General features: G+C 33.9%; 21 protein-coding genes. 15 read left to right on the top strand and 6 right to left on the bottom strand.

What is annotated here, in order from left to right:
* The first annotated feature begins 313 nt into the window (after positions 1-313).
* From CW357_RS13445 to CW357_RS13435, 3 genes are all read left to right on the top strand, one after another.
* The gene (locus tag CW357_RS13445; RefSeq protein WP_124218312.1) at positions 314-886 is read left to right on the top strand and encodes a histidine phosphatase family protein; all 573 of its coding nucleotides are present in this window, start codon (positions 314-316) and stop codon (positions 884-886) included.
* Positions 887-1,185: 299 nt separating this feature from the next.
* A complete protein-coding gene (locus CW357_RS13440) occupies positions 1,186-2,778 on the top strand; it encodes a HEAT repeat domain-containing protein (RefSeq protein ID WP_124218311.1) in 1,593 nt (530 codons plus the stop codon).
* A 429-nt stretch (positions 2,779-3,207) separates the two neighbouring features.
* The gene (locus CW357_RS13435; protein ID WP_124218310.1) at positions 3,208-3,744 is read left to right on the top strand and encodes a hypothetical protein; all 537 of its coding nucleotides are present in this window, start codon (positions 3,208-3,210) and stop codon (positions 3,742-3,744) included.
* 218 nt (positions 3,745-3,962) lie between these two features.
* On the opposite strand, the gene CW357_RS13430 is transcribed toward CW357_RS13435, so the two are convergent.
* Positions 3,963-4,838 (bottom strand): YitT family protein, encoded by an 876-nt coding sequence (locus CW357_RS13430; protein ID WP_124218309.1) that lies wholly within the window; start codon positions 4,836-4,838, stop codon positions 3,963-3,965.
* A 308-nt stretch (positions 4,839-5,146) separates the two neighbouring features.
* Here CW357_RS13430 and CW357_RS13425 point away from each other — a divergent pair, with 308 nt between their 5' ends.
* The 9 genes from CW357_RS13425 to CW357_RS13385 all read left to right on the top strand — a co-directional run bounded on the left by CW357_RS13425 (position 5,147) and on the right by CW357_RS13385 (position 12,857).
* Complete coding sequence (locus tag CW357_RS13425) at positions 5,147-5,440, top strand: hypothetical protein (RefSeq protein WP_119415145.1); 294 nt, start codon at positions 5,147-5,149, stop codon at positions 5,438-5,440.
* Positions 5,441-5,457: 17 nt separating this feature from the next.
* Positions 5,458-6,375, top strand: coding sequence for a phosphotransferase (locus CW357_RS13420; protein WP_119415144.1), 918 nt, complete (start codon positions 5,458-5,460; stop codon positions 6,373-6,375).
* 416 nt (positions 6,376-6,791) lie between these two features.
* A complete protein-coding gene (locus tag CW357_RS13415; RefSeq protein WP_119415136.1) occupies positions 6,792-7,268 on the top strand; it encodes a VanZ family protein in 477 nt (158 codons plus the stop codon).
* A 159-nt stretch (positions 7,269-7,427) separates the two neighbouring features.
* Positions 7,428-7,775 carry a PadR family transcriptional regulator gene (locus CW357_RS13410; RefSeq protein WP_124218308.1) on the top strand — a complete coding sequence of 116 codons (348 nt, stop codon included), beginning with the start codon at positions 7,428-7,430 and terminating at the stop codon, positions 7,773-7,775.
* A gap of 434 nt (positions 7,776-8,209) precedes the next feature.
* On the top strand, positions 8,210-8,395 hold the full coding sequence (locus CW357_RS13405; RefSeq protein WP_124218307.1) for a hypothetical protein: 186 nt from the start codon (positions 8,210-8,212) through the stop codon (positions 8,393-8,395).
* A 68-nt stretch (positions 8,396-8,463) separates the two neighbouring features.
* Positions 8,464-9,408 carry a hypothetical protein gene (locus CW357_RS13400; RefSeq protein ID WP_124218306.1) on the top strand — a complete coding sequence of 315 codons (945 nt, stop codon included), beginning with the start codon at positions 8,464-8,466 and terminating at the stop codon, positions 9,406-9,408.
* Between the two features lie 246 nt (positions 9,409-9,654).
* Positions 9,655-10,506 (top strand): DegV family protein, encoded by an 852-nt coding sequence (locus CW357_RS13395; protein WP_119415133.1) that lies wholly within the window; start codon positions 9,655-9,657, stop codon positions 10,504-10,506.
* Between the two features lie 231 nt (positions 10,507-10,737).
* A complete protein-coding gene (locus CW357_RS13390) occupies positions 10,738-11,655 on the top strand; it encodes a LysR family transcriptional regulator (RefSeq protein ID WP_124218305.1) in 918 nt (305 codons plus the stop codon).
* A 98-nt stretch (positions 11,656-11,753) separates the two neighbouring features.
* A complete protein-coding gene (locus CW357_RS13385; protein WP_124218304.1) occupies positions 11,754-12,857 on the top strand; it encodes a 5-methyltetrahydropteroyltriglutamate--homocysteine S-methyltransferase in 1,104 nt (367 codons plus the stop codon).
* Between the two features lie 170 nt (positions 12,858-13,027).
* Here CW357_RS13385 and CW357_RS13380 read toward each other — a convergent pair whose 3' ends face one another.
* From CW357_RS13380 to CW357_RS13370, 3 genes are all read right to left on the bottom strand, one after another.
* Positions 13,028-13,225: a YwbE family protein gene (locus tag CW357_RS13380; protein ID WP_124218303.1), complete on the bottom strand. Its 198-nt coding sequence runs from the start codon at positions 13,223-13,225 to the stop codon at positions 13,028-13,030.
* A complete protein-coding gene (locus CW357_RS13375) occupies positions 13,225-13,419 on the bottom strand; it encodes a hypothetical protein (protein WP_119415129.1) in 195 nt (64 codons plus the stop codon). The genes CW357_RS13380 and CW357_RS13375 overlap by 1 nt, the downstream gene beginning before the upstream one ends.
* Before the next feature lie 258 nt (positions 13,420-13,677).
* A complete protein-coding gene (locus CW357_RS13370; RefSeq protein ID WP_124218302.1) occupies positions 13,678-13,983 on the bottom strand; it encodes a hypothetical protein in 306 nt (101 codons plus the stop codon).
* Between the two features lie 193 nt (positions 13,984-14,176).
* On the opposite strand from CW357_RS13370, the gene CW357_RS13365 reads away from it, so the two are divergent.
* The gene (locus tag CW357_RS13365; RefSeq protein WP_124218301.1) at positions 14,177-16,138 is read left to right on the top strand and encodes a thioredoxin domain-containing protein; all 1,962 of its coding nucleotides are present in this window, start codon (positions 14,177-14,179) and stop codon (positions 16,136-16,138) included.
* A gap of 265 nt (positions 16,139-16,403) precedes the next feature.
* Positions 16,404-18,146, top strand: coding sequence for a beta-N-acetylhexosaminidase (nagZ, locus tag CW357_RS13360; RefSeq protein WP_124218300.1), 1,743 nt, complete (start codon positions 16,404-16,406; stop codon positions 18,144-18,146).
* On the opposite strand, the gene CW357_RS13355 is transcribed toward nagZ, so the two are convergent.
* Both CW357_RS13355 and CW357_RS13350 read right to left on the bottom strand, forming a co-directional pair.
* Entirely contained in the window at positions 18,143-18,610 is a 468-nt protein-coding gene (locus CW357_RS13355; RefSeq protein WP_124218299.1) for an NUDIX hydrolase, read from the bottom strand. The two genes, nagZ and CW357_RS13355, sit on opposite strands and share 4 nt — an antisense overlap.
* Before the next feature lie 47 nt (positions 18,611-18,657).
* On the bottom strand, positions 18,658-18,837 hold the full coding sequence (locus tag CW357_RS13350; protein WP_119415124.1) for a Fe3+ hydroxamate ABC transporter substrate-binding protein: 180 nt from the start codon (positions 18,835-18,837) through the stop codon (positions 18,658-18,660).
* A 208-nt stretch (positions 18,838-19,045) separates the two neighbouring features.
* On the opposite strand from CW357_RS13350, the gene eis reads away from it, so the two are divergent.
* On the top strand, positions 19,046-20,263 hold the full coding sequence (gene eis / locus CW357_RS13345) for a GNAT family N-acetyltransferase (protein WP_241155094.1): 1,218 nt from the start codon (positions 19,046-19,048) through the stop codon (positions 20,261-20,263).
* Positions 20,264-20,324 lie beyond the last annotated feature (61 nt).

The following is a 20,324-nucleotide window of genomic DNA, read 5'->3' as shown; positions in this document are numbered from 1 at the left end:
GATGAGAATATTATTTTACATTATTGCAAATTAATAGGGAAAAGAATAAGGGGACAGGAAAATTGTAAAACTTATAATGGCTAGCAGTAGTACAGAAAAACTATATTTTTGGTTTTCGTTATTCAATTAAAGGGTGACATCCTGGAAAAAGGATAAGGACCTTTATGGTCAGGTAATTAGTGATTGTGGTGGAGTGTACTTTTAGTTACGGTTAGTTAATAAGAACTTAAATGTATTAAATTCGAGTATTCTTTTCAAATGTTATTTAAATATATTTGGAATAAATGGATTCTGGGAAATTTCGGAGGTAGTTATGAAAACATACATATATATGGTAAGACACGGGGAGTCACCAAAAAAGGGAAATGATAGAACACGAGGCTTAACTGAAAAAGGAAGATTAGATGCTCAGAGAATAACGGATATTTTAAAGGATGAAGGGATTAACACTGTTATCTCAAGTCCATACACTCGATCCATTTTAACTGTAGAACCGTTAGCTAAACAAATAGGACAAGAAGTCATAGTATTTGAAGATTTAAAGGAAAGAATTTTTTCGGTTGAAGACGAACGAATATCTGATAATGAATTGTTCCCATTATTAAAAAAATCATTTTTTGAACCAAATTTTGCTTTGTTGGGGGGAGAGTCTAATACAGATTGCCAGAATCGTGCCATAAAAGTATTAAAAGAATTATTAAATACCTATCAAGGACGGAAAGTAGTGGTAGGAACTCACGGCGCTGTTATGGCATTGATGATAGGATATTATGACATTAATTACGATTTGAATTTCTTACTACATACATCAAAACCAGATATATACAGAATGGAATTCAATGAGCAGGAATTGGTGGATGTAAAAAGATTGTGGGAAATCTCTTAGATTGAATGGTTCACCTACAAATTTTCATGTTGTCTTTGGAAAAATTGTTGGTGTGATAGCTCTTTTATTTTTTGTACAGACGGATTATGAAGAACTGTACTTTAACAAAATAGGTGCTTATCCTCTGCGCTATCTTGGAAAAAGGAAAAGCGCTCGTTTTTCCTTTTAAGGGTAAGATTTTGTTGATCAACATCTAGATATCTAGGTTAAACTTTTGATGAGATTGTAAAGGTTTACACTTAACCCAATAGGCAGTATATTTAAAGAAGTTTATTTGGCTGAAAGGAGGTAAACCTGAATTGAAATGGGGATTATTTAAAAGGAAACAAGCATATTATCCTGCTGACAGATATTCAAAAGATTATATAAAAGAAATGCTACAAGTTACTGGCAAATATGAAGTATCACGAATACCTGCAATTTTTGAGTTATTATTAACCAGTTCAAATGAATTGAAAGTTAGAGCTGCGAAAGTTCTCCATGCATATGTTCAATCATTAAACATACTTGAATTATCAAAGCTTGATAACTTGTTTAGAGAGCGGACTTCATTGGATTGGGCATATGATTGGAAAACTGAATCTCCAGAGAATTTATTAACAACTGATATGACTGAAGAAATGAGAGTAATGATTCTAGGTTTATGTAGCTTTCATCCAAACGGATACTTTAGAGAAAAAGCACTTCATTTATTAGATCAGCATGATTCAGGTAAAGAATTGACCTATTTACTTATAAGATGTAACGACTGGGTTATAGAGGTAAGGGATACGGCTAGAAAATATGTTGAGCGCCGTTTAAAACACTCATATGTAAAAAATATTGTAAATAACCTTCCATTATTATTTAAGTTAAAGAACACAAATAGAAATGATAACAGTAAAGTCTTTGAACAGGTGGTTCATATTTTATCTCAAAAGGAGTCATTTCCTTTTCTAGATGAAGGCACTAAATCGAACTTCGGTAAGATTAGATATTTCTGTTACAAAATGATTATATCCTCAAAAGTATATGATAAAGAATTACTTTTCAATTATCTAAAGTTAGAAAAAGAACCGCATCTACGTCTCTTGCTTTTTAACGAATTAATAAATGATATTAGTGTTGATGAATTTAAGCTATATTACCCAACTTTAGAGAAGGACAAATTTCCAATGATACGCGCAAAAGTATTAGAGAAATATTACTCTTTCTTTCCAGATGAGAGCATCAAAGAACTTGAAAAAGCACTATTAGATAAGAATGGTACGATTAGGTCAATCGCAAGATTCATATTAAGTAAACAAAATAAATTCGATTTCGCCTCATATTACATACGAATGTTAAAGACTGATCAATTTCTTCGAGGAGCTATTTTAGGATTAGGAGAAGTAGGTAAGAAAGATCATGTAGAGATGATAATTCCATACTTAGATAATAGTGATGTTTCAATAGTTAAGGCAGCTATCCGTTCAATATCTTTATTAGATGTAGAAAATCATAAGGCGGAGCTTGTTGGTTTGCTTGGTCATAAACATGAGGGGATATCTAAAACTGCAAGAAAGTCATTATCGACAGTTTATGATAAGGATTTGAAGGATCAATTGTATAGTTTGTATACAGAAACCCATTACAAACATACGAAATATAATATTGCTCTTTTACTAAGTTCACTTTCAAAATGGTATGCTATTATCTATATAATAGAGTTTTATGTGAATGAGGAAGAAAGTGAAATCTCAAGATTAGGGAAAGCTAATTTTAATAACTGGATAGTAAATTTTAATCGTACTTTTGATTTACCAACTAAGAACCAAATTGTTTCAATTAAGAATACATTATTAAAGTACGGTAATAAATTAGAAAAAAGCGACGTAAAAGAAATTGAATTTTGTATAAAAGGCTTTCAATGATCAGCAGAAATAGATATAATAATCGACTCGAAATACAGAGGAAAAGGTTAGCGAGAATTGTTGCTGAACAATTTATTGATTACTGCCTCAATAGGAAGATGATCTGTATGCCTTTTTTAACAATCGGGAACGTTTCTCTTAGAAATGTTTCTGTTTTCATTTAAGGCTAAGATTGTTTAAGATTCAATTTATATTTTTAAAGCATCTATATCTAAACAGAGATGCTTTTTTATTTTCATTAAATTCAATAATATATTAATATTGAATGAAGAATGAAGATTCATAGCATGACAAGGATTAAACTAACTATTAATAAGTGTGTTGCTTTTTTACGAGGAAAATACTCTTTATTATGTCGTTTTTTTATTGGATCGAAACATAATTAGATCATGCAAGAATTTGTACAAACTTACATTATGGGGGGAGACTATGTCCTTGGTTTTATTTTTATTTCTTGGCCTTCTGGGAGTGTTCTTTATCATTTTTATTAAAAGACCATTAATAGAAATTATTGGAGAAAATAGTACTCTGATTTTTAAATTAAAAAATGCAATGTGGTTTCAAAATCATTGGCTATCTGGGATATTTTTATTCGCCATGAATGCTGTTCTATTTTTTTCAACAGCTCTTCTTCTTTATGTGTTGACGTATTTTTTAATTCCATTTGTTCATTTGTTTGTGATGATTTTTGCTATAATCGGTAGTCTCTTTTTATGGATAATAATAAATAAAGCATGGCGAGGTACGAAAAGAAATCGTTTGAAGATGGGAGCAGTCGGGAGCAGCTTTTATATTATTTTGTCTCTTATATTCATATATATGTTAGTGACATTAAAGCCTTCTTACCCTGGTGAAGATACTTTTATGGGGGCAATTGGTTTAGTTTTGGGTATAGTGGTGACAATAGTTGCGTTTATTTCGTGTTTTATCTTTACAGGATATTCAAATAAAAAGGTAGTAAAATAAACGGGTAGAGTTGGTACCTTATGATTATAATAGCACTTGAAGTTATCTTCTAAAACGCGTAAAGGGGACGAAATTGTCCCCTTTTTTTAATTACATCATCCATTGCTTTATACATACGGCAATTTCTACTATTACAACTAATCCTCAAACAACAATGGCAATCGTTTTAAGTTTGCTAGTCATAGCATTTCCTATTAAAATAATGAATCTGCGGTTTTTTAGTGAATGTTCTTTTTCTTGAAGTTACCACCCTTTACTTCTGCCATATCATATACCGTAACGAATGCTGTTGGATCAATTTCAAAAATAATTGATTTGATTTTAGTATCCTCTAAACGGTTAATAACACAAGTAACTTCTTTAAATTGCTCGTTCGTATATCCTCCATAAACATCTGTTAAGGTAGCACCACGACCAAGACGATCTCGAATAGTTTCGACAAGTAATTCTGGTTCTTTCGAAATAATTTTATATGTTTTAGTCCCACTAAATCCTTCTTCAACAATGTGAATAACTTTCGAAGCGATAAAGTAAGCAAGCCCAGATAAAATTGCACCTGTTAAACCAAAAACAGTTGAAACAAGAATAAATACAAACATATTTAAAAATAATATCAAGTCGCTTGTCCCAAACGGTAGTTTACGTGAGAGTAAAACGGCTAACATATCAATTCCATCTAATGCTCCACCATTACGCAAAGCAAGACCCATACCAAAACCTAAAATAATCCCCCCAACAACTGTTATTAAAAGGGAATCACCTTCGATAATCGTTTCGACATGATGAAAAGCTACTGTACCAATCGCTAAAGAAAGGATGCCTAATACAGAATAAATGGCAAAGCTTTTACCAATTTGTTTATAGCCTAACCATATAAAAGGAGCATTAATAATAGCGATTAATACGCCTAGTGGAAGACCGAAAAGCTGAGAAAAAACAATGCTAATACCGGTCACACCACCATCAGATACATTGTTTGGTATTAAAATGGATTCTAATCCATAGGCAGCTATTAATGCGCCAATTATTACTAAAATCCCTTTAAAAATAGCCCCTTTCGCACTTATTTTTGTCTTCGTTTTACTATTTCCCATAGTGTACCTCCATAGTTGTTTCAATCTAAATAAAATTGCCTTATACAAATAGCGTTCCTCTAGGTTTAACTTAATTGTACCAAAAATATGCGGGAAACGTGATGAACTGGGTATCTATTTAGTAGAAAAAGGTTAATTTACACCAAAAATTCAGGTGGAATTCTATTACTAAGAAGTAAGATGTGTTAAACAAAAAAGGACTTATGCTATTTTTGTAGAATTGATTATAAGATTATAAATGTGCAACAGGCCAATTTTTTTTCTGAAAAATTGGTTGGGAAGCTTTTCACTATTAAAGGGGGAGCACGATGTCAAAAGAACAAATTAAGGGACTTAGTATTATCTTGTCCATAATGATGATTATAGGATTGGTGTTGATGTTTTTCAGTGTTTCGATTGGAACTTATTTAGGAGACTCTTGGGCTTCAAGTCAACCAGATGGTTATCTTGATAACAGATATGAGGTAGTTATTGAGAATTATATAAACAACTTTGTAATTATTGGAAGTATTCTATTTGGTGTGGGTATATTAACTGGCGTATTTACTTATATTAAGTCCTTTTCGTTGAAAGGAAACGAAGATGTATCTGAAAATGATTGAAGAGAGGAGAAAAAACTTTGAATTCAAAAGAGATTATCCATAAATTTGGTATAAAAATTGATGAAGAACCCACTAGTATTTATCCTTTCTCACCCGTTTATAAAGTCAAAAAAGATGATCAAGATGTAATTATTAAAAAAACGCAAACGCCTTTAAAAGCAGCTCAAAACTTAATGTGCTTTTTAAAAACATTAAAAGAGCATGAAATAAATATCGTGACACCTTTAACTGAACCCATAGAAATTAATGAGTCCATTTACGTGATGTATCCTTTTATCGATGGAAATAAATATACAGCAAAAGATGAAGAAATTTATCAGTCAGGTAAGTTGCTAGGTAGAATCCACTCAGTTTCAAGTCAGATCAATGAATTTTATTTACCTACATATGATGTCTTTGATTTTACTGAGCAAGAAGTATTACGCGACATGCAATCCATTCGGCAAAACATTCAGAAGACAAACCGTACTTTCTCAGTAGACGGTATGGAACAAAAACTATTAGAAGCTGTTAAAAACCAAGCAACTATAAAAGATTTAAAGCTGCCTTTAGTGGCTACACCATATGATTACAAAGCAAATAATATAGTATATACACCCAAACCATTTTTAATCGACCCGGACAACGCTACATGGTTGCCAAGAATTTTTGACTTAGCATTAGTTTTACTATTATTTCATAATGAGCTCGATACAGCACCAGATTGTATATTCACGCCAAAACAATGGAAGTTATTTTTAGAAGGATATAAAAAATACACGACAATAACTGATTTAGAAAAAGAGGTTTGGGATGCAGTGTTACAACATATTTTTTTAGATGAAGTTATGTGGTTAATGGCAGAATATGAAGAAGATTGGCTTGATCATAACCAATATAACTTATATAGAAGTCTAGTTGATATTCTTTTCAACTCAGCTGATTATAAAATTTAGGTAGATCAGCTTATGTGAATGTTGTGCTTGACTTGAAAGCTTTCTTTTCAACTAACATAATATTTTTTGAAACATACAAAGCAGACGGTTTAGAAGTGTTGGTACCATACCTCTAATTGGCGTCTGCTTTTACTATAGTTTATGAAAATCTTTAATTATAATGTATATTAGAATTCCAACTTTGATAACTCATTATTGATGAATTTCAACTATCTCCTGGAAAAAGTATTAAATTAAAAGATTTGAAGAGAGGGGAAAAATATTATTTTGAAATAAAAGCTCCACCAGGGCGTTTCTTGATTAATGCAGTATAGGGTACATTGTGATTGAAAGCATAAAAACAAGATTTTATATGCCTTTATTTAAAGTTTTATAGGTTATGATACTAGTGGAAAAATATAGAGGGAGAAACCTGAATGAAAAAATTTTTAAATTTAGGCTATTGGATTGTATTATTATTCTATTTGTATCTACTAATCGATACGGTGTTTTTTGCAAGAGATGCTAGACGAAGCATTAACTTGACTCCCTTTGACATGATTGCAGAGCAAGGCTTTACGTTAAATGTATGGGGAAATATATTGATGTTTATTCCACTAGGGATCTATTTTGCTAACTGGATGAAAAAGTTTCATTTTTGGAAAGTGCTCGGAGCAGTGATTGGGACAAGCTTAGGTATTGAAGTACTGCAATATATTTTTAAGCGTGGAGCAAGTGATATCGATGATTTGTTGTTAAATTCTGCAGGGGGTTTAATCGGGATTTTGATCTACCTCGTATTGAAAGTAATATTTAAGTCAAAAGAGCGAGTGCATGTTGCCATCTCAATCTTATCAATAGTGGTAGGCATTCCTGTCATTTTATTAACTATCATTCTTTTTGTTTATAACTAAATACAAGTGTATGACTTTTTTCAAGCGTATAAAAGAAACCGATATCTATCATGGTTTCTTTTTTAGTGCTGAAAAAAAGATTATTTCTGGAACTAAAATAATGTACGACACATAGTATAGGTTAAATACTTGTAATAAAAGTACAAGAGAGGTGAGCGTATGAGTAAGTTATTGGATTCATTAACAACAGAGCTGAGGAGAGGGACTCTGACATTAGCTGTTTTAAGTCAGTTAAGAACGCCACAGTACGGGTATTCACTGGTGCAGTTATTAGAGAAATCAGGAATTTCTATTGATCAAAGTACCCTATATCCGTTACTTCGCCGAATAGAAAAACAGGAGTTGGTTTCAAGTAGTTGGGATACATCAGAGAGTAGGCCCCGTAAGTACTATGTTTTGAGTGAATATGGATTGGAAATCCTTTCGCAACTGGAAAAGGAATGGATGAATATCTCGAACGAACTTAATACGCTGTTGAGAAGGGATGAGGAAGATGCAGTTAATTGACATTTAGATATACTCTCATTTGAGAGTTTCGTGCTCTGCGAGGCTAGTTGGCTATCGCCAAAGCATGCCACAGCATGCATAAGACCTTGAGGGTTTCGCCCCTCAAACTTACGACCAAGGGAGCCCCTTGGATAGCATTAGCCTCCGGCGGTTTGAAACCCAGGTTTCAAAACTTCCAGCCCTCGCCGGTTGGCAGGAACAAACGTGGTTTGTTCAGTGCCAAGAGGGTTTGGGTTGTCTCCATTAGTCAACTCCTTAAATTCTCACTGCATGGATCAGCAAAGACCGCTGAACCATTCCGCTCCGATTTACCGTTGACTAATGCCAAGCCTTCTCTTCTCTCCTCGCCTTTATGTTAGATAAAACAAAAGGAGAATAACTTAAGAAAATAGAATAAGACAAGAGAATAAATAACAAAAATGGATGTGACTTATATGAGTAACAATAAAAAAATGGACGTATTTAAAAAAGATAGAGAAAAATGGGAGAGCGAAAAAAAAAGTAAAATCAATACAAATGACTCTTTAAATCGTACTCTATATGGAAGTCCAACTATTGGTGGCATTATAATTTTTCTAATAATTTTAGGGATAATAATTTACGGAATTTTTATAAAATAAATATACTATTATATTTTACTTTTAATAGAATTGATATTCAAGAAGTTATTCGTAGGCTACCTGAAAAAATGCGTACAGATATTGCACTCGAGTTACGTTCGACGATTGAGGATATGCTACCGAGTAATTATATGGAGGAAGATGTTAAGCACGTATTGAATCAATTAGGGAGCCCCGCAGTATTGGCCAGTGGTTACAAAGACCAACCAATGCATCTTATAGGTCCGCGCTATTTTGATGTATATCACTCATTATTAAAAATGATTCTGCCAATTGCAGCTGTCATTTCATTAATTACAATGATTGCCCAAAATATTATTGGCTACAATGGAGATGAGGCAATTCTAAATGTTGTTTTAACCATTATTGGTAAAGGTATTTTGTTGATCATTGAAGTAGGGATTCAAGTCTTCTTTTGGTTAACCGCTACCTTTGCTATTATAGAAAGATTAGATAAGGACAAAGAACAGCAACCATTAACCGCAAGCTTGGGGAAATGGACAGCAGATGATTTGGAAAATATTGCTTATATCCCGAAGAAAAAAGCCATTTCGAAGTTTGAGGTGTTCGGGAGTTTAATGTGGACTGCAATCTGGGCAACCCTTTATTTTTATGCCGACAAGCTTTTAGGGGTATATAAAGGGGATGGGGAAAGATTGGATTTTGTGATTCCAGCTTTAAATCAGGATGTTTTACTACAGTATTGGCCAATTATTGTAATGATCATTGGATTAGAAATAGCTTTTGCAATTTATAAGCTATTCAAAGAACAATGGACAGAAAGAATGGCGATTAGTAATACTGTTCTCCAAATCATTACAACCATTGTCTTCATTGTAATTTTGAAGAATCCGAATCTAATGAGTGAAGCGTTCATTGAGTATATGACCACTGCATTTACGATTACAAAAGAACAATTTAATATGTGGGTAGTTGGGGGAGGAATTAGCATCTTTATAATTGGTGCAGTAGTTAATGCATATGATGGATTTAAAAAGTCTAAAATCCGTTAGGTAATAAGGATAAGGTGTGTGAAGGTGACTATGAATCTAAGTATAAAATAGAGCTAGTTTTGGCTGCACTTTGTACCATATCAGCCCACATTCAATTGGTGAAGTAACAAAAGTTAAAATGTAGTAACTATGTGAGAGGAGAGAGCATTTTTTCAAAATAATTTTATTCTGGCTTCTGGAGTATATTTAGAATAACCCAAAATATACGTACGCGTGAACGGCTGCGTGAGTTGGAAGGGATGCACAATGAGCAAGATTGTTTTATCTACAGAAAGTGTAGCAGATTTACAGAAGGACTTTATTGACAAATATCAAATTCAAATCATTCCGATGCATGTCATCATGGATGGAAAAGATTATTTAGAGAGCGAGCTCTCTGTAGAGGAAGTTTATGATTATCATAATCGTACTAAAAAAATCCCAACAACAACATCAACGAATGAACAGGAATATCATAATTTATTTTCAGGAATTCGAGAGAAATTTCCAGATAGCATCATTATACACTTGGGGTATACGTCAAGATCATCGGCTTCTTTTCAAAGTGCCTTAATCGCGGCGAAAGAATTTGAAAATCTATATTTAATTGATACGCTAAATGTGACAGGTGGATTAGCCACAATTGTAATGTACGCGGCAAAATTACTTAAGGAAAACCCAACGATTGACCATATCGATTTAATAGAAAAAATTGAATCCATTGCTTCTAAAACAAAGTTTGCTTTTATTCCGGATAGTTTAGAGTTTTTAAGAGCGGGTGGACGGGTGAGCAATATTGCTTTTATTGGAGGGTCATTGTTAAAGATAAAGCCCTGCATCGAACTAAAGGAAGGAAAGCTTGTTCCGACTAGAAAATATCGTGGGAATATGAGCAAAGTTGCGGAAAAACTGATGCGAGATTTCTTAGACCAATACGACATTGACCGAAAACAGCTAACTTTAATCTATTCGGTAGGACTTGATGAAAGTATAAAAAGGAATATGGAAGAGCTTGCGAAGGAAAATGGTTTTAAAAATATTACTTGGATACAAGGTGGTCCAACGATTTCTACGCATTCTGGACCTGGATGCTTCGGGATTTCAGGGATAGAACATTAAGATGAAAATATAAAAGCAGATGGTATAGAAGGGTAATGCATTTCTATACCATCTGCTTTTTCTATAATTATATAGATAAAATGATCTAAGTTTGTTACAGTTATCGTGGGATTTTTAAATATTTTTTATTATAGACCTTATAATCTAAAGGGGAACGAAGAAAGAATCCCTATACATACAATTACATCTGACTGAGAGATGGAAATACACCATAGAAAGAGGTATAGCATAATGACACTACAGCAGTTAAAATATGTAATTGAATTTTCAAGAAGCCGTTCCATCAGTAAAGCTGCACAAAATTTATTTATTAGCCAGCCAAGCCTTTCCAATGCACTTAAAGAGTTAGAAAATGAGATTGGCATAATTATTTTTTTGAGAACCAATAAAGGAATTGTTTTGACACCTGAAGGGTCAGAGTTTTTAGGGTATGCACGACAAGTAGTGGAACAAGCTGATCTTCTAGAAAATCGCTATTCAAATACTCAATCATTACAACAACATTTCTCTGTATCTGCTCAGCACTATGCGTTTGCGGTAAGTGCATTTGTACTGTTGTTAAAAGAATACAATCGAGATGAATATGAATTCACGTTAAAAGAAACAAAGACCTATGAAATTATTGAAGATGTAAAAAATCTACGAAGTGAAATTGGTATTTTATATGTAAATGATTTCAATAAAAAAGTGATCCATAAATTTCTTAGAGAAGGGAATCTCATATTTCACGAATTGTTTGAAGCAAAGCCACATGTATTTATCAGCTCAAAAAATCCACTCGCAAAACAAGACTTTGTGACATTATCAGATTTAGTTCCTTATCCATACCTTTCCTTTGAACAGGGAGACTATAATTCTTTTTATTTTTCTGAGGAAATTTTAAGTACTATCTCAAGACCTAAAAATATTACTGTTAGTGATCGTGCTACACTCTTTAATTTATTAATCGGACTAAACGGATATACAATTTCTACAGGTGTGATTAGTCATGAATTAAATAGTGACGATATCGTTGCGGTTCCTTTACAGGTAGATGAACGTATAACAGTTGGGTATATTACACATAAAAATGTCAAAACTAGCCCTCTAGCGAATATTTATATTGAGTATTTAAAAGAAGCAATTGCCAAGGAACAAGGTCTGCTATAGTTTAAAACTATAGCTAGAGATACTTTATATGTGTTATCTATTACCAAATGTATCATGCTACAATCTCCTTAAGTTACAAATTAAAGGAGATAGATACGATGACAGTACAAACTATTACAATTCCATTTCGTTATGATCAAGTAGGTAGCTTATTACGCCCAGCCAATTTAATACAAGCACGTGAACAATATAAATCAGGTGCAATTACATATGATGAATTGAAAAAAGTAGAAGATCACGAGATTATCCGCATTATTGAAAAGCAAAAAGAAAATGGCTTATTAGGAGTTACAGATGGTGAATTCCGCAGAAGCTGGTGGCATTTTGACTTTTTAGGCGGGCTTGATGGCGTAGAATATTACGAAAAAGATAAAGGTTTAGATTTTCATAACATGGAGACACGTAAGGAAGGCATTCGTGTTATTGGGAAAATAGATTTTTCAACACATCCATTTATAGAACATTTTAAATTTTTAAAACAACATGCCGGTGAAGCAGTTGTTAAACAAACAATTCCAAGTCCAAATATGCTTGTTCGACGTGTTGATATGAACGAAGAAGTGTATAGTGACATTGAAGAATTTAGAAAAGATACCATTGTAGCTTATCAAAAAGCAATCCAAGCTTTTTATGATGCAGGTTGTCGTTACCTACAATTAGATGACACGTCTTGGGCAGATCTATTTTCACAAGAAGGTCATGATAAGTTACGTGCTAAAGGTTTAGATCCAGCTGAAGAATTAAAAGTATTGCAAACGATGATTAACGAATCGATTGCAAACAAACCAGAAGATTTAACAATCACAATGCATATTTGCCGCGGTAACTATAAATCTAATTACTTTACAAGCGGTGGCTATGATTATGCTTCTGAAGTGATTTTCGGTGGTTTAGACGTAGATGGTTTATTTTTAGAATTTGACGACGAACGTTCAGGCAGTTTTGAACCATTAAAATATGTAAACCGTAAAGATTTAAAAATCGTATTAGGATTAATAACATCTAAAACAGGTGAATTAGAAGATAAAGAAAAGATTAAAGCGCGCATTAAAGAAGCAGCAACTTATGTACCGCTTGAACAACTTTGTCTAAGTCCACAATGTGGCTTTTCATCCACAGAAGAAGGTAATATTTTAACGGAAGAAGAACAATGGCGCAAACTTCGTTTTGTTAAAGAAATTGCAGAGGAAGTTTGGGAGTAATGAATTAGGAAATATGTAATTTGTGAGAAATTAGATTGCTAAGTTAGCATCTTTAACTGAAAAAACTTTATTTCTTTCAAAAGATGATAGCCAAAATAAATCATTTATTGTGAAAATAATAAAAAGCATTTAGGGAACTGAACTGGTCCTTGAATGCTTTTTCGTTTCTTTTATTTAGAGTGAATTTCCTGGACTCGTCCAATTTGTCCATCTGTTAGCCTAACTTTAATACCGTGAGGATGGGTGGCCGATTTGGTAAGGATATCTTTTACAATCCCTCTAGTAAGCTTCCCTGTTCTTTGATCCTTTTTTAAAACAATATCAACAGTCATACTTGGTAAAATATCTTTCCGATTTTGTCCGTTCATTAGACACCCATTTTTCTGCGGGTATTGCTTGCTTTTTTCGTTTGTTGGCTTTTCATTTTTTTTGTTGAATGGTCGGTATTCGGTTTTCCTTTATAAGCGGAAGCTTGGTTCTTTTTGTTTTCAAGCTGTTGCTTCACTGCATCACGCAGGCTGATTTTCTTTTTTGGTGCCTCAGAATGATTATTCTCGGTCATAGGAATTGTCCCCTTATTAAATATATAGTTAGTCCAGTATATCTATTATAGCTCATATGTGAAAGAATGTATTTAAAATACCAGGGCTGTAATTGAGAAAAATCCAATCTGTTGGGTTGTGTATTATGTGTAGTGTCCTTGATAACCTCAAAGTACGAAAGAAGAATTTTAGTTTATAAAGGTGTGAAAAGATAAGATTATGATGTATTCCATGCAAAGTAACAGAACACCTTTTCCTCTCAATATTGCCTTTTATATTTAACCAATATAATTAATTATGATAGGAACTGATATTAATAGAAATGAAATCGATAAAATTGACCATGTTATCTTAGGAGGCATCTTTTTTGCTCCTTTAGTATAAAAACCAGTAAATTGTAATTTGTTCGTATAAATAACATAGACAATCAACAAAATAGCAAAAGTAAGTATATAAAAATAATTTTCCGTTTCGATACCAATTGTTTCATATAGTGTTCTTAACGGATAATATAGAATAGCTGTTAAGAAAAACAACAAAATGAGCACTCGCACAAATTCAAATAAAATTCCTACCTTACGCATTTTAAGCTGCCTCCTAAAATACCCTTTAAATTCCAATTATTATAACTGGTTTAATTATTTAAAGTCAATTATTTTTTGATCTTTATTCTCTTCCGTCCTAAAAGAGTGTTTTTGGGGCCATTATTTTATTATTAAATATAAATAATTATGGTTACAATTTAGTTTGAAGTAATTAAAGAAAGAGGGTGATCCAATGCCTAATACTGATAAACCCAATAGACTCATTGCGGAGACTTCGCCTTACCTTTTGCAGCACGCATACAATCCTGTGAATTGGTACCCATGGGGGGAAGAAGCCTTTCAAAAAGCAAAGGAAGAAGATAAACCGGTACTTGTCAGCATTGGATATTCAACTTGTCATTGGTGTCATGTCATGGCACATGAATCGTTTGAAGATGAGGAAGTTGCATCATTATTAAATGAATATTTTATCTGCGTTAAGGTGGATAGGGAAGAGAGACCTGATATTGATTCGATTTATATGAATGTGTGTCAGATGATGACGGGGTCAGGGGGATGGCCTTTGAATGTCTTTTTGACGCCTGATCAGAAGCCGTTTTATGCGGGGACGTATTTTGCGAAGCATAGTAAGTATGGCAGACCTGGCTTGATGGAGATTATCCCGAATTTAGCAAAGGTTTATCATGAAGATCCGGGGCAAATTGCAACAGTTGTGGACAATGTTGTGACAGCATTACATGATATGGCACAGCAAGAGAGTTCACCTATACCATCAATGCGAACGAATGAAGCATTTCAAAATTTGCAGTCCAATTTTGACGGTATTTATGGAGGCTTTGGAACAGCACCTAAATTTCCAACTGCGGGGCAAATTTTATATTTACTGCGCTATTATCATTCAACGGGAAAAGAAAGTGCGTTACGGATGGCAACAAAAACATTAGAGCAAATGCATCTTGGAGGGATTTACGACCATATCGGCTTCGGTTTTGCACGATATTCTACCGATCAAATGTGGCTCGTTCCGCATTTTGAGAAGATGCTCTATGACCAAGCACTTTTATTGCATTGTTATACAGAAGCCTATCAAATTACGAAAGATGATTCCTTTAAGCAAGTAGTGTTTGAAACGATGACATTTTTACAACGAGAAATGCAAAGTCCAGAAGGTGGATTTTATAGTGCGATTGATGCAGATAGTGAAGGTGTAGAGGGAAAATATTATATTTGGTCATACGATGAAATCATTGAAATCCTTGGAAAAGAAAAAGGGACTAAATATGCCAAAACTTTAAATATTAGTCCGCATGGTAATTTTGAAGGGAAAAATATTCCGAATCTAATTAAAACGGAAAAAATGCTCCTTTCTCAAGAGGAACTGGAACAATGTCGTAAATCGCTGCTAGACTATCGAGAAAAAAGAGTCTATCCTCACGTAGATGATAAAATCCTCACATCATGGAATGCTTTATTAATCAGTGCATTCGCAAAAGCAGGGGCTGTATTTGAAGATAAAACATTTATCGACCTTGCGAAATCAGTGGATGATTTTTTGCAAACGCATCTTGTGCAAGATGGGAAGTTGCTAGTTAGTTATCGAGATGGACAAGCAAAACAGTCTGCTTTTATCGACGATTATGCGAATTATTTATGGGCATTAAATGAGCTTTACTTAGCAACGGGTGATTCAGTTTACTTAAATCGTGCAGAAAAATTGGTTGAAGAGACGCTTTCACAATTCCATGATCAAGAAAATGGTGGCTTTTACATTACGAATCATGCAGCTGAAACATTAATCGTTCGAGAAAAGACTGCTATAGATAATGCTTATCCTGCAGGGAATAGCACCATTGCCATGCAACTTTGGCGTCTTGGAAAACTCACTGAAAAAGAAGAATATATCAAACTAGCTGACGAAGTTCTTAACGCATTTTCCGCAGATATTAATCGCTATCCGTCCGCAACCTTGTGGTTATTGCAACTCATGTTGACTCATCAATCAGCCTCAAGTGAAATTCATCTAACAAACCCTACAGATGAAATCCGCACCGAGCTTTTCTCACAATATCGTCCATTTGACGTTTGGCATCTAAAACAACAGGGCGACTTTGAATTACAAGTATGTCAAAATTACAGTTGCCAATTAGCCATCACAGATCCAACCGAAGCTTTAGCAGTATTGAAAAATAAATAAAGAATGGGGACTTGCAAGTATGTAGAGTCCCTTTTTTTATGAAAATAAACTCCACACAGCTACGAAGAAAGCTCCTTATTAATCACATAACAAATTATGAAAGATCAAATAACCAAATACATACATAAAATAGAAGGATATAATAAGCGCTAAATTGAATTTATACTAAACCTTCATCAACAGCTCCTCGCTTAAATGGGGCTTTTAGCCAGAAAGAAGAGGATAGTTAAAAATAATTCCGGTAGGAGAAAGAGAAATTAGAAAAATGCATAGAAAAAGATTTTCGTGGAAAAAGCTGCTACTGATTTTTACGATTCCGCTTTTAACTTTAGCATTGTTCATGGCTGTTTACGCAATTAAAGAAAACAAAAAAACACCGGCAAAAGAGAAGACAGTGATAACTTATCATCCAACCGATAAAAAAACAGCCGATTTGGGAGATGAGCAGATTTCAAAACTTGTTGAGGAAACTTTTTCATTATCTAAGGTAGGGAAGGTTCCGAACATTCCTTTTGTTTCAGGTAAAACAGCATGGCAGGAAGTAAATAAAAAGTGGGGAAAGTCAGATTCTGTAACAGAGGCTGCTAAAGGTAGGTATGAAGGGTACGAAAGTCATCAATCTACAATTGGCTATGCCGGTAAGACTGTGAATGATTTACGATCTTATGATTCCGAACTACAAAAGATATCCTTAAATGATATTAAGAAAGTTGGAGGAGAGCCAGATGCCATTCGATATTATAAGGACAAAACGCATAATCAAATGATCCTTGTCTACCATGCATCTACTTCAACTGAATTATTATGGGTATTGTCTAATACAACAGAGCAGGAACCAAATCCTAAAGTTGACCATATCTCACTCTATACGAAAATAGATCAACAAGCACATGTTGGAAAACAGCCAGAAGTTACACTCCCTTCAGAGGTGGTTTCTAAAATGAGTTTAGAAGAAAAAATTGGGCAAATGATTCTTGCTGGGATTTCTGGAACCACGATGGATGCTAACACCAAAAAATTAGTAAACCAATTCCATATTGGGGGCATTATTTTTTACAAAAATAATTTCAACACCCCTGCACAAACCATTCAACTTGTAAATCAATTGAAAACTGAAAACAGTTCGCGTCTACCGCTATTTTTAAGTACTGACCAAGAGGGTGGACGTGTAACAAGATTGCCCGGAGGACTTACTAATTTTCCTACTAATGAACAGATTGGAAAGGTAAATAATCGTGAGTTTTCTTATAAAATCGGAACACTTTTAGGCCGAGAATTAAAAGAATTCGGCTTAAATCTCGATTTTGCACCTGTTCTTGATATTAATAGTAATCCGAATAACCCTGTTATCGGAGATCGCTCATTTGGAAACAATCTTGAAATCGTAAGTGAACTTGGGATTCAAACGATGAAAGGGATTCAGTCGCAAAACGTTATCCCGACAATTAAGCACTTTCCTGGACATGGAGATACATCAGTTGATTCTCATCTAGATCTCCCGATTGTAAATAAAAGCTTGAAGGAACTGAAAGAACTAGAGTTAATACCATTTGAACGTGCGATAGATGATGGAGCAGATGTTGTGATGGTCGCTCATATTTTATTGCCTAAATTGGATAAAACAAATCCGGCGTCTATGTCAAAAGCAATCATGACAGATTTACTTAGAAATAAACTTAGTTTCAATGGAGTCATCATAACGGACGATATGACGATGGGAGCTATCACAGAACATTTTGATATAGGCAAAGCAGCGGTAGAATCGGTTAAGGCAGGAAGCGATATTATTTTAGTAGGCCATAATTATGATAATGTCGTGAAAATTATCGCCTCTTTAAAAAGGGCTGTTCAAAATGGAGAAATTTCCGAACAAAGATTAAATGAAAGTACAGAAAGAATTATCCAACTAAAAAGGAAATATAACATTAACGACAAAAAGGTAAAAAATCCGAACATAAATGAAATAAACAACTCTATTAATAGCCTTTTGAAAAATTATTTGCATTAATATGTACAGTCAACGTTGGCGGGTAACTCGAAAACTGATTTAGGATATGGTAATGCAAGTTCAGGCATTTCATTAAAGTTGAAATAGCGTAATTCAAAAGTTTCATCGTCTATCGGGTTTAGTTCACCACTTTGAACTTCACATTCAAATAAGAACACATTGTACTCAACTTTATGACCATTTGGATACTGATAACGAAATTCCTTTCCGCCAAATACTCCTATTAGTCTTTTTGGAGCAACATATAGACCGGTTTCTTCCCAAACTTTTCGAATCACAGCTTCAGCAGGTGCTTCTCCAGGTTCTATCGCCCCAGCAGGCAGACTCCAATTTTCTCCGTTCCCTTTGTTCTGAAATAAAATTTCTCCAGATTCATTCCGAACTATTCCTGCTACACACGGCATAAAAATTAAGTCTGAACCAAGTTTATCTCTTAACTTTTCATAGTAGTCTGACATAGCCATTTCTCTTTCATCCTCTCACTAAAATTTAGCATGTGGTTTTTAAGTATTTAAAGTTGGTTTGTCTTCTTATGAAAACAATCTTCACAGATGAAACGACCTTCATTTTTTAGATAGGCTTTAATTTCCGTCATTCCTTTATGCTTTGGATAACGCATTTTCACGAAAACAACCTCATTATCCTCAATTTCTTTACTACAAACAGAACATTTAGGTTTTTCTCCAAACAATTTTAATTCCCCATTCCTTTTAGACTTTATATATGAATTTTTATTCTATATTTAGTAAGCGCTTATCTCGATGTTTAAGCCTATAATCAATTATTTATATAAAAGTTCTATAACTACTTCAAATAGACCTGCCAAGATTTATCCTTATATTTCGATTAGTTTGATACAAACTGGGAAACATAAAGAAAACGGAAAAAGGGGAACTATGATGAAATCGAACTTACATATGCGGGAAATAAAGCAAACAGAGATTAAACAATCGATTGAGTTACTTAACTATGTTTTTCAAATGAATTTATCCATCAACAAAGATCGTCTCTTTGTGTCAGCTAAATCCACACAGTTTGATGAAGGGGTTGCGCTTGGTTGGTTTGACGGGGATCATTTGGTTGCGCAAATATTAAATCTGCCATTTGAAGTCAATATTCATAATCGTGTTTACAAGATGGGTGGAATCACAGCTGTTGGAACATATCCTGAATATTCTCGCCACGGTTTAATGCATAAATTAATATACGCAAGTCTAAAGCAAATGAAAAAAGACGGCTATACGATTTCTTATTTATTTCCATATTCAATTCCGTATTATCGAAAAAAAGGTTTTGAAATTATGAGTGATATTGTAGAATATCAAATTCGAGATACCCAAATTCCTCATTATGATCATATTCCTGGACAAGTGCGTCGTGCATCTACAACCGATGAAGATGTGAAAAATGTGTATCATCAATTTGCGATGCGTACACATGGTGCGATGATTCGAAATGAAATTTCATGGAACGAAAAGTATCAGGAAGATTACTGGGAGGAAAAGTTTATCGACAGTGATGCCAATTTACAGGCTGCTGTTTATTATGATGAAGAGGGAAACGCGCTTGGCTATATGTTCTATCGAATCATGGAAGAAAATTTCTATATCGATGAACTCATCACTTTAAAAGAAGTAGCTCGAAAAGCCCTTTGGAATTTTATCTATGCTCATCAATCCATGGTCTATAAAGTATTTGGTAAAACAACCGGTAACGAGGCAGTCGCATTTCTGATGCAAGATAGCGAGATCAAACAAAGTCTGTCCCCTTATTTTATGGCTCGGATTGTTGATCTAATCGGTTTTGTGAAGCAATTTCCTTTTGCAGAAAACGAATTCCATATGCGCTGGGCTATTAGTGACCCATTAGCCGAATGGAATCAAGGTACTTTTGAAATCTACTCCGATGAAAAAGGTCTAAAAGTACAGAAAATTTCTGATGAATTAATAGAAGATGTTGTTCAAATGACCGTCCAAACCTTAATAACAATGCTGCTCGGTTATTTAAGACCAATTTATTTATATAAAATAGAAAGAATAAAAGGAGATCCCTCCTCCATCCTCTTATTAGAAAGAATCATTCCCACAGGCGTCCCAACATTTGTAGATTATTTTTAGAATACCGATAGTTGTTTCTAAATTGGAGAGCGAGTTGTGCAAAAGGGATTCCGAGTTGTGC

Source organism: Rummeliibacillus sp. TYF005 (assembly GCF_003844195.1).
Lineage (GTDB): Bacteria > Bacillota > Bacilli > Bacillales_A > Planococcaceae > Rummeliibacillus.
The sequence above is the reverse complement of the archived record's forward strand: the minus strand, read 5'-3'. Positions and strand labels throughout refer to the sequence as shown.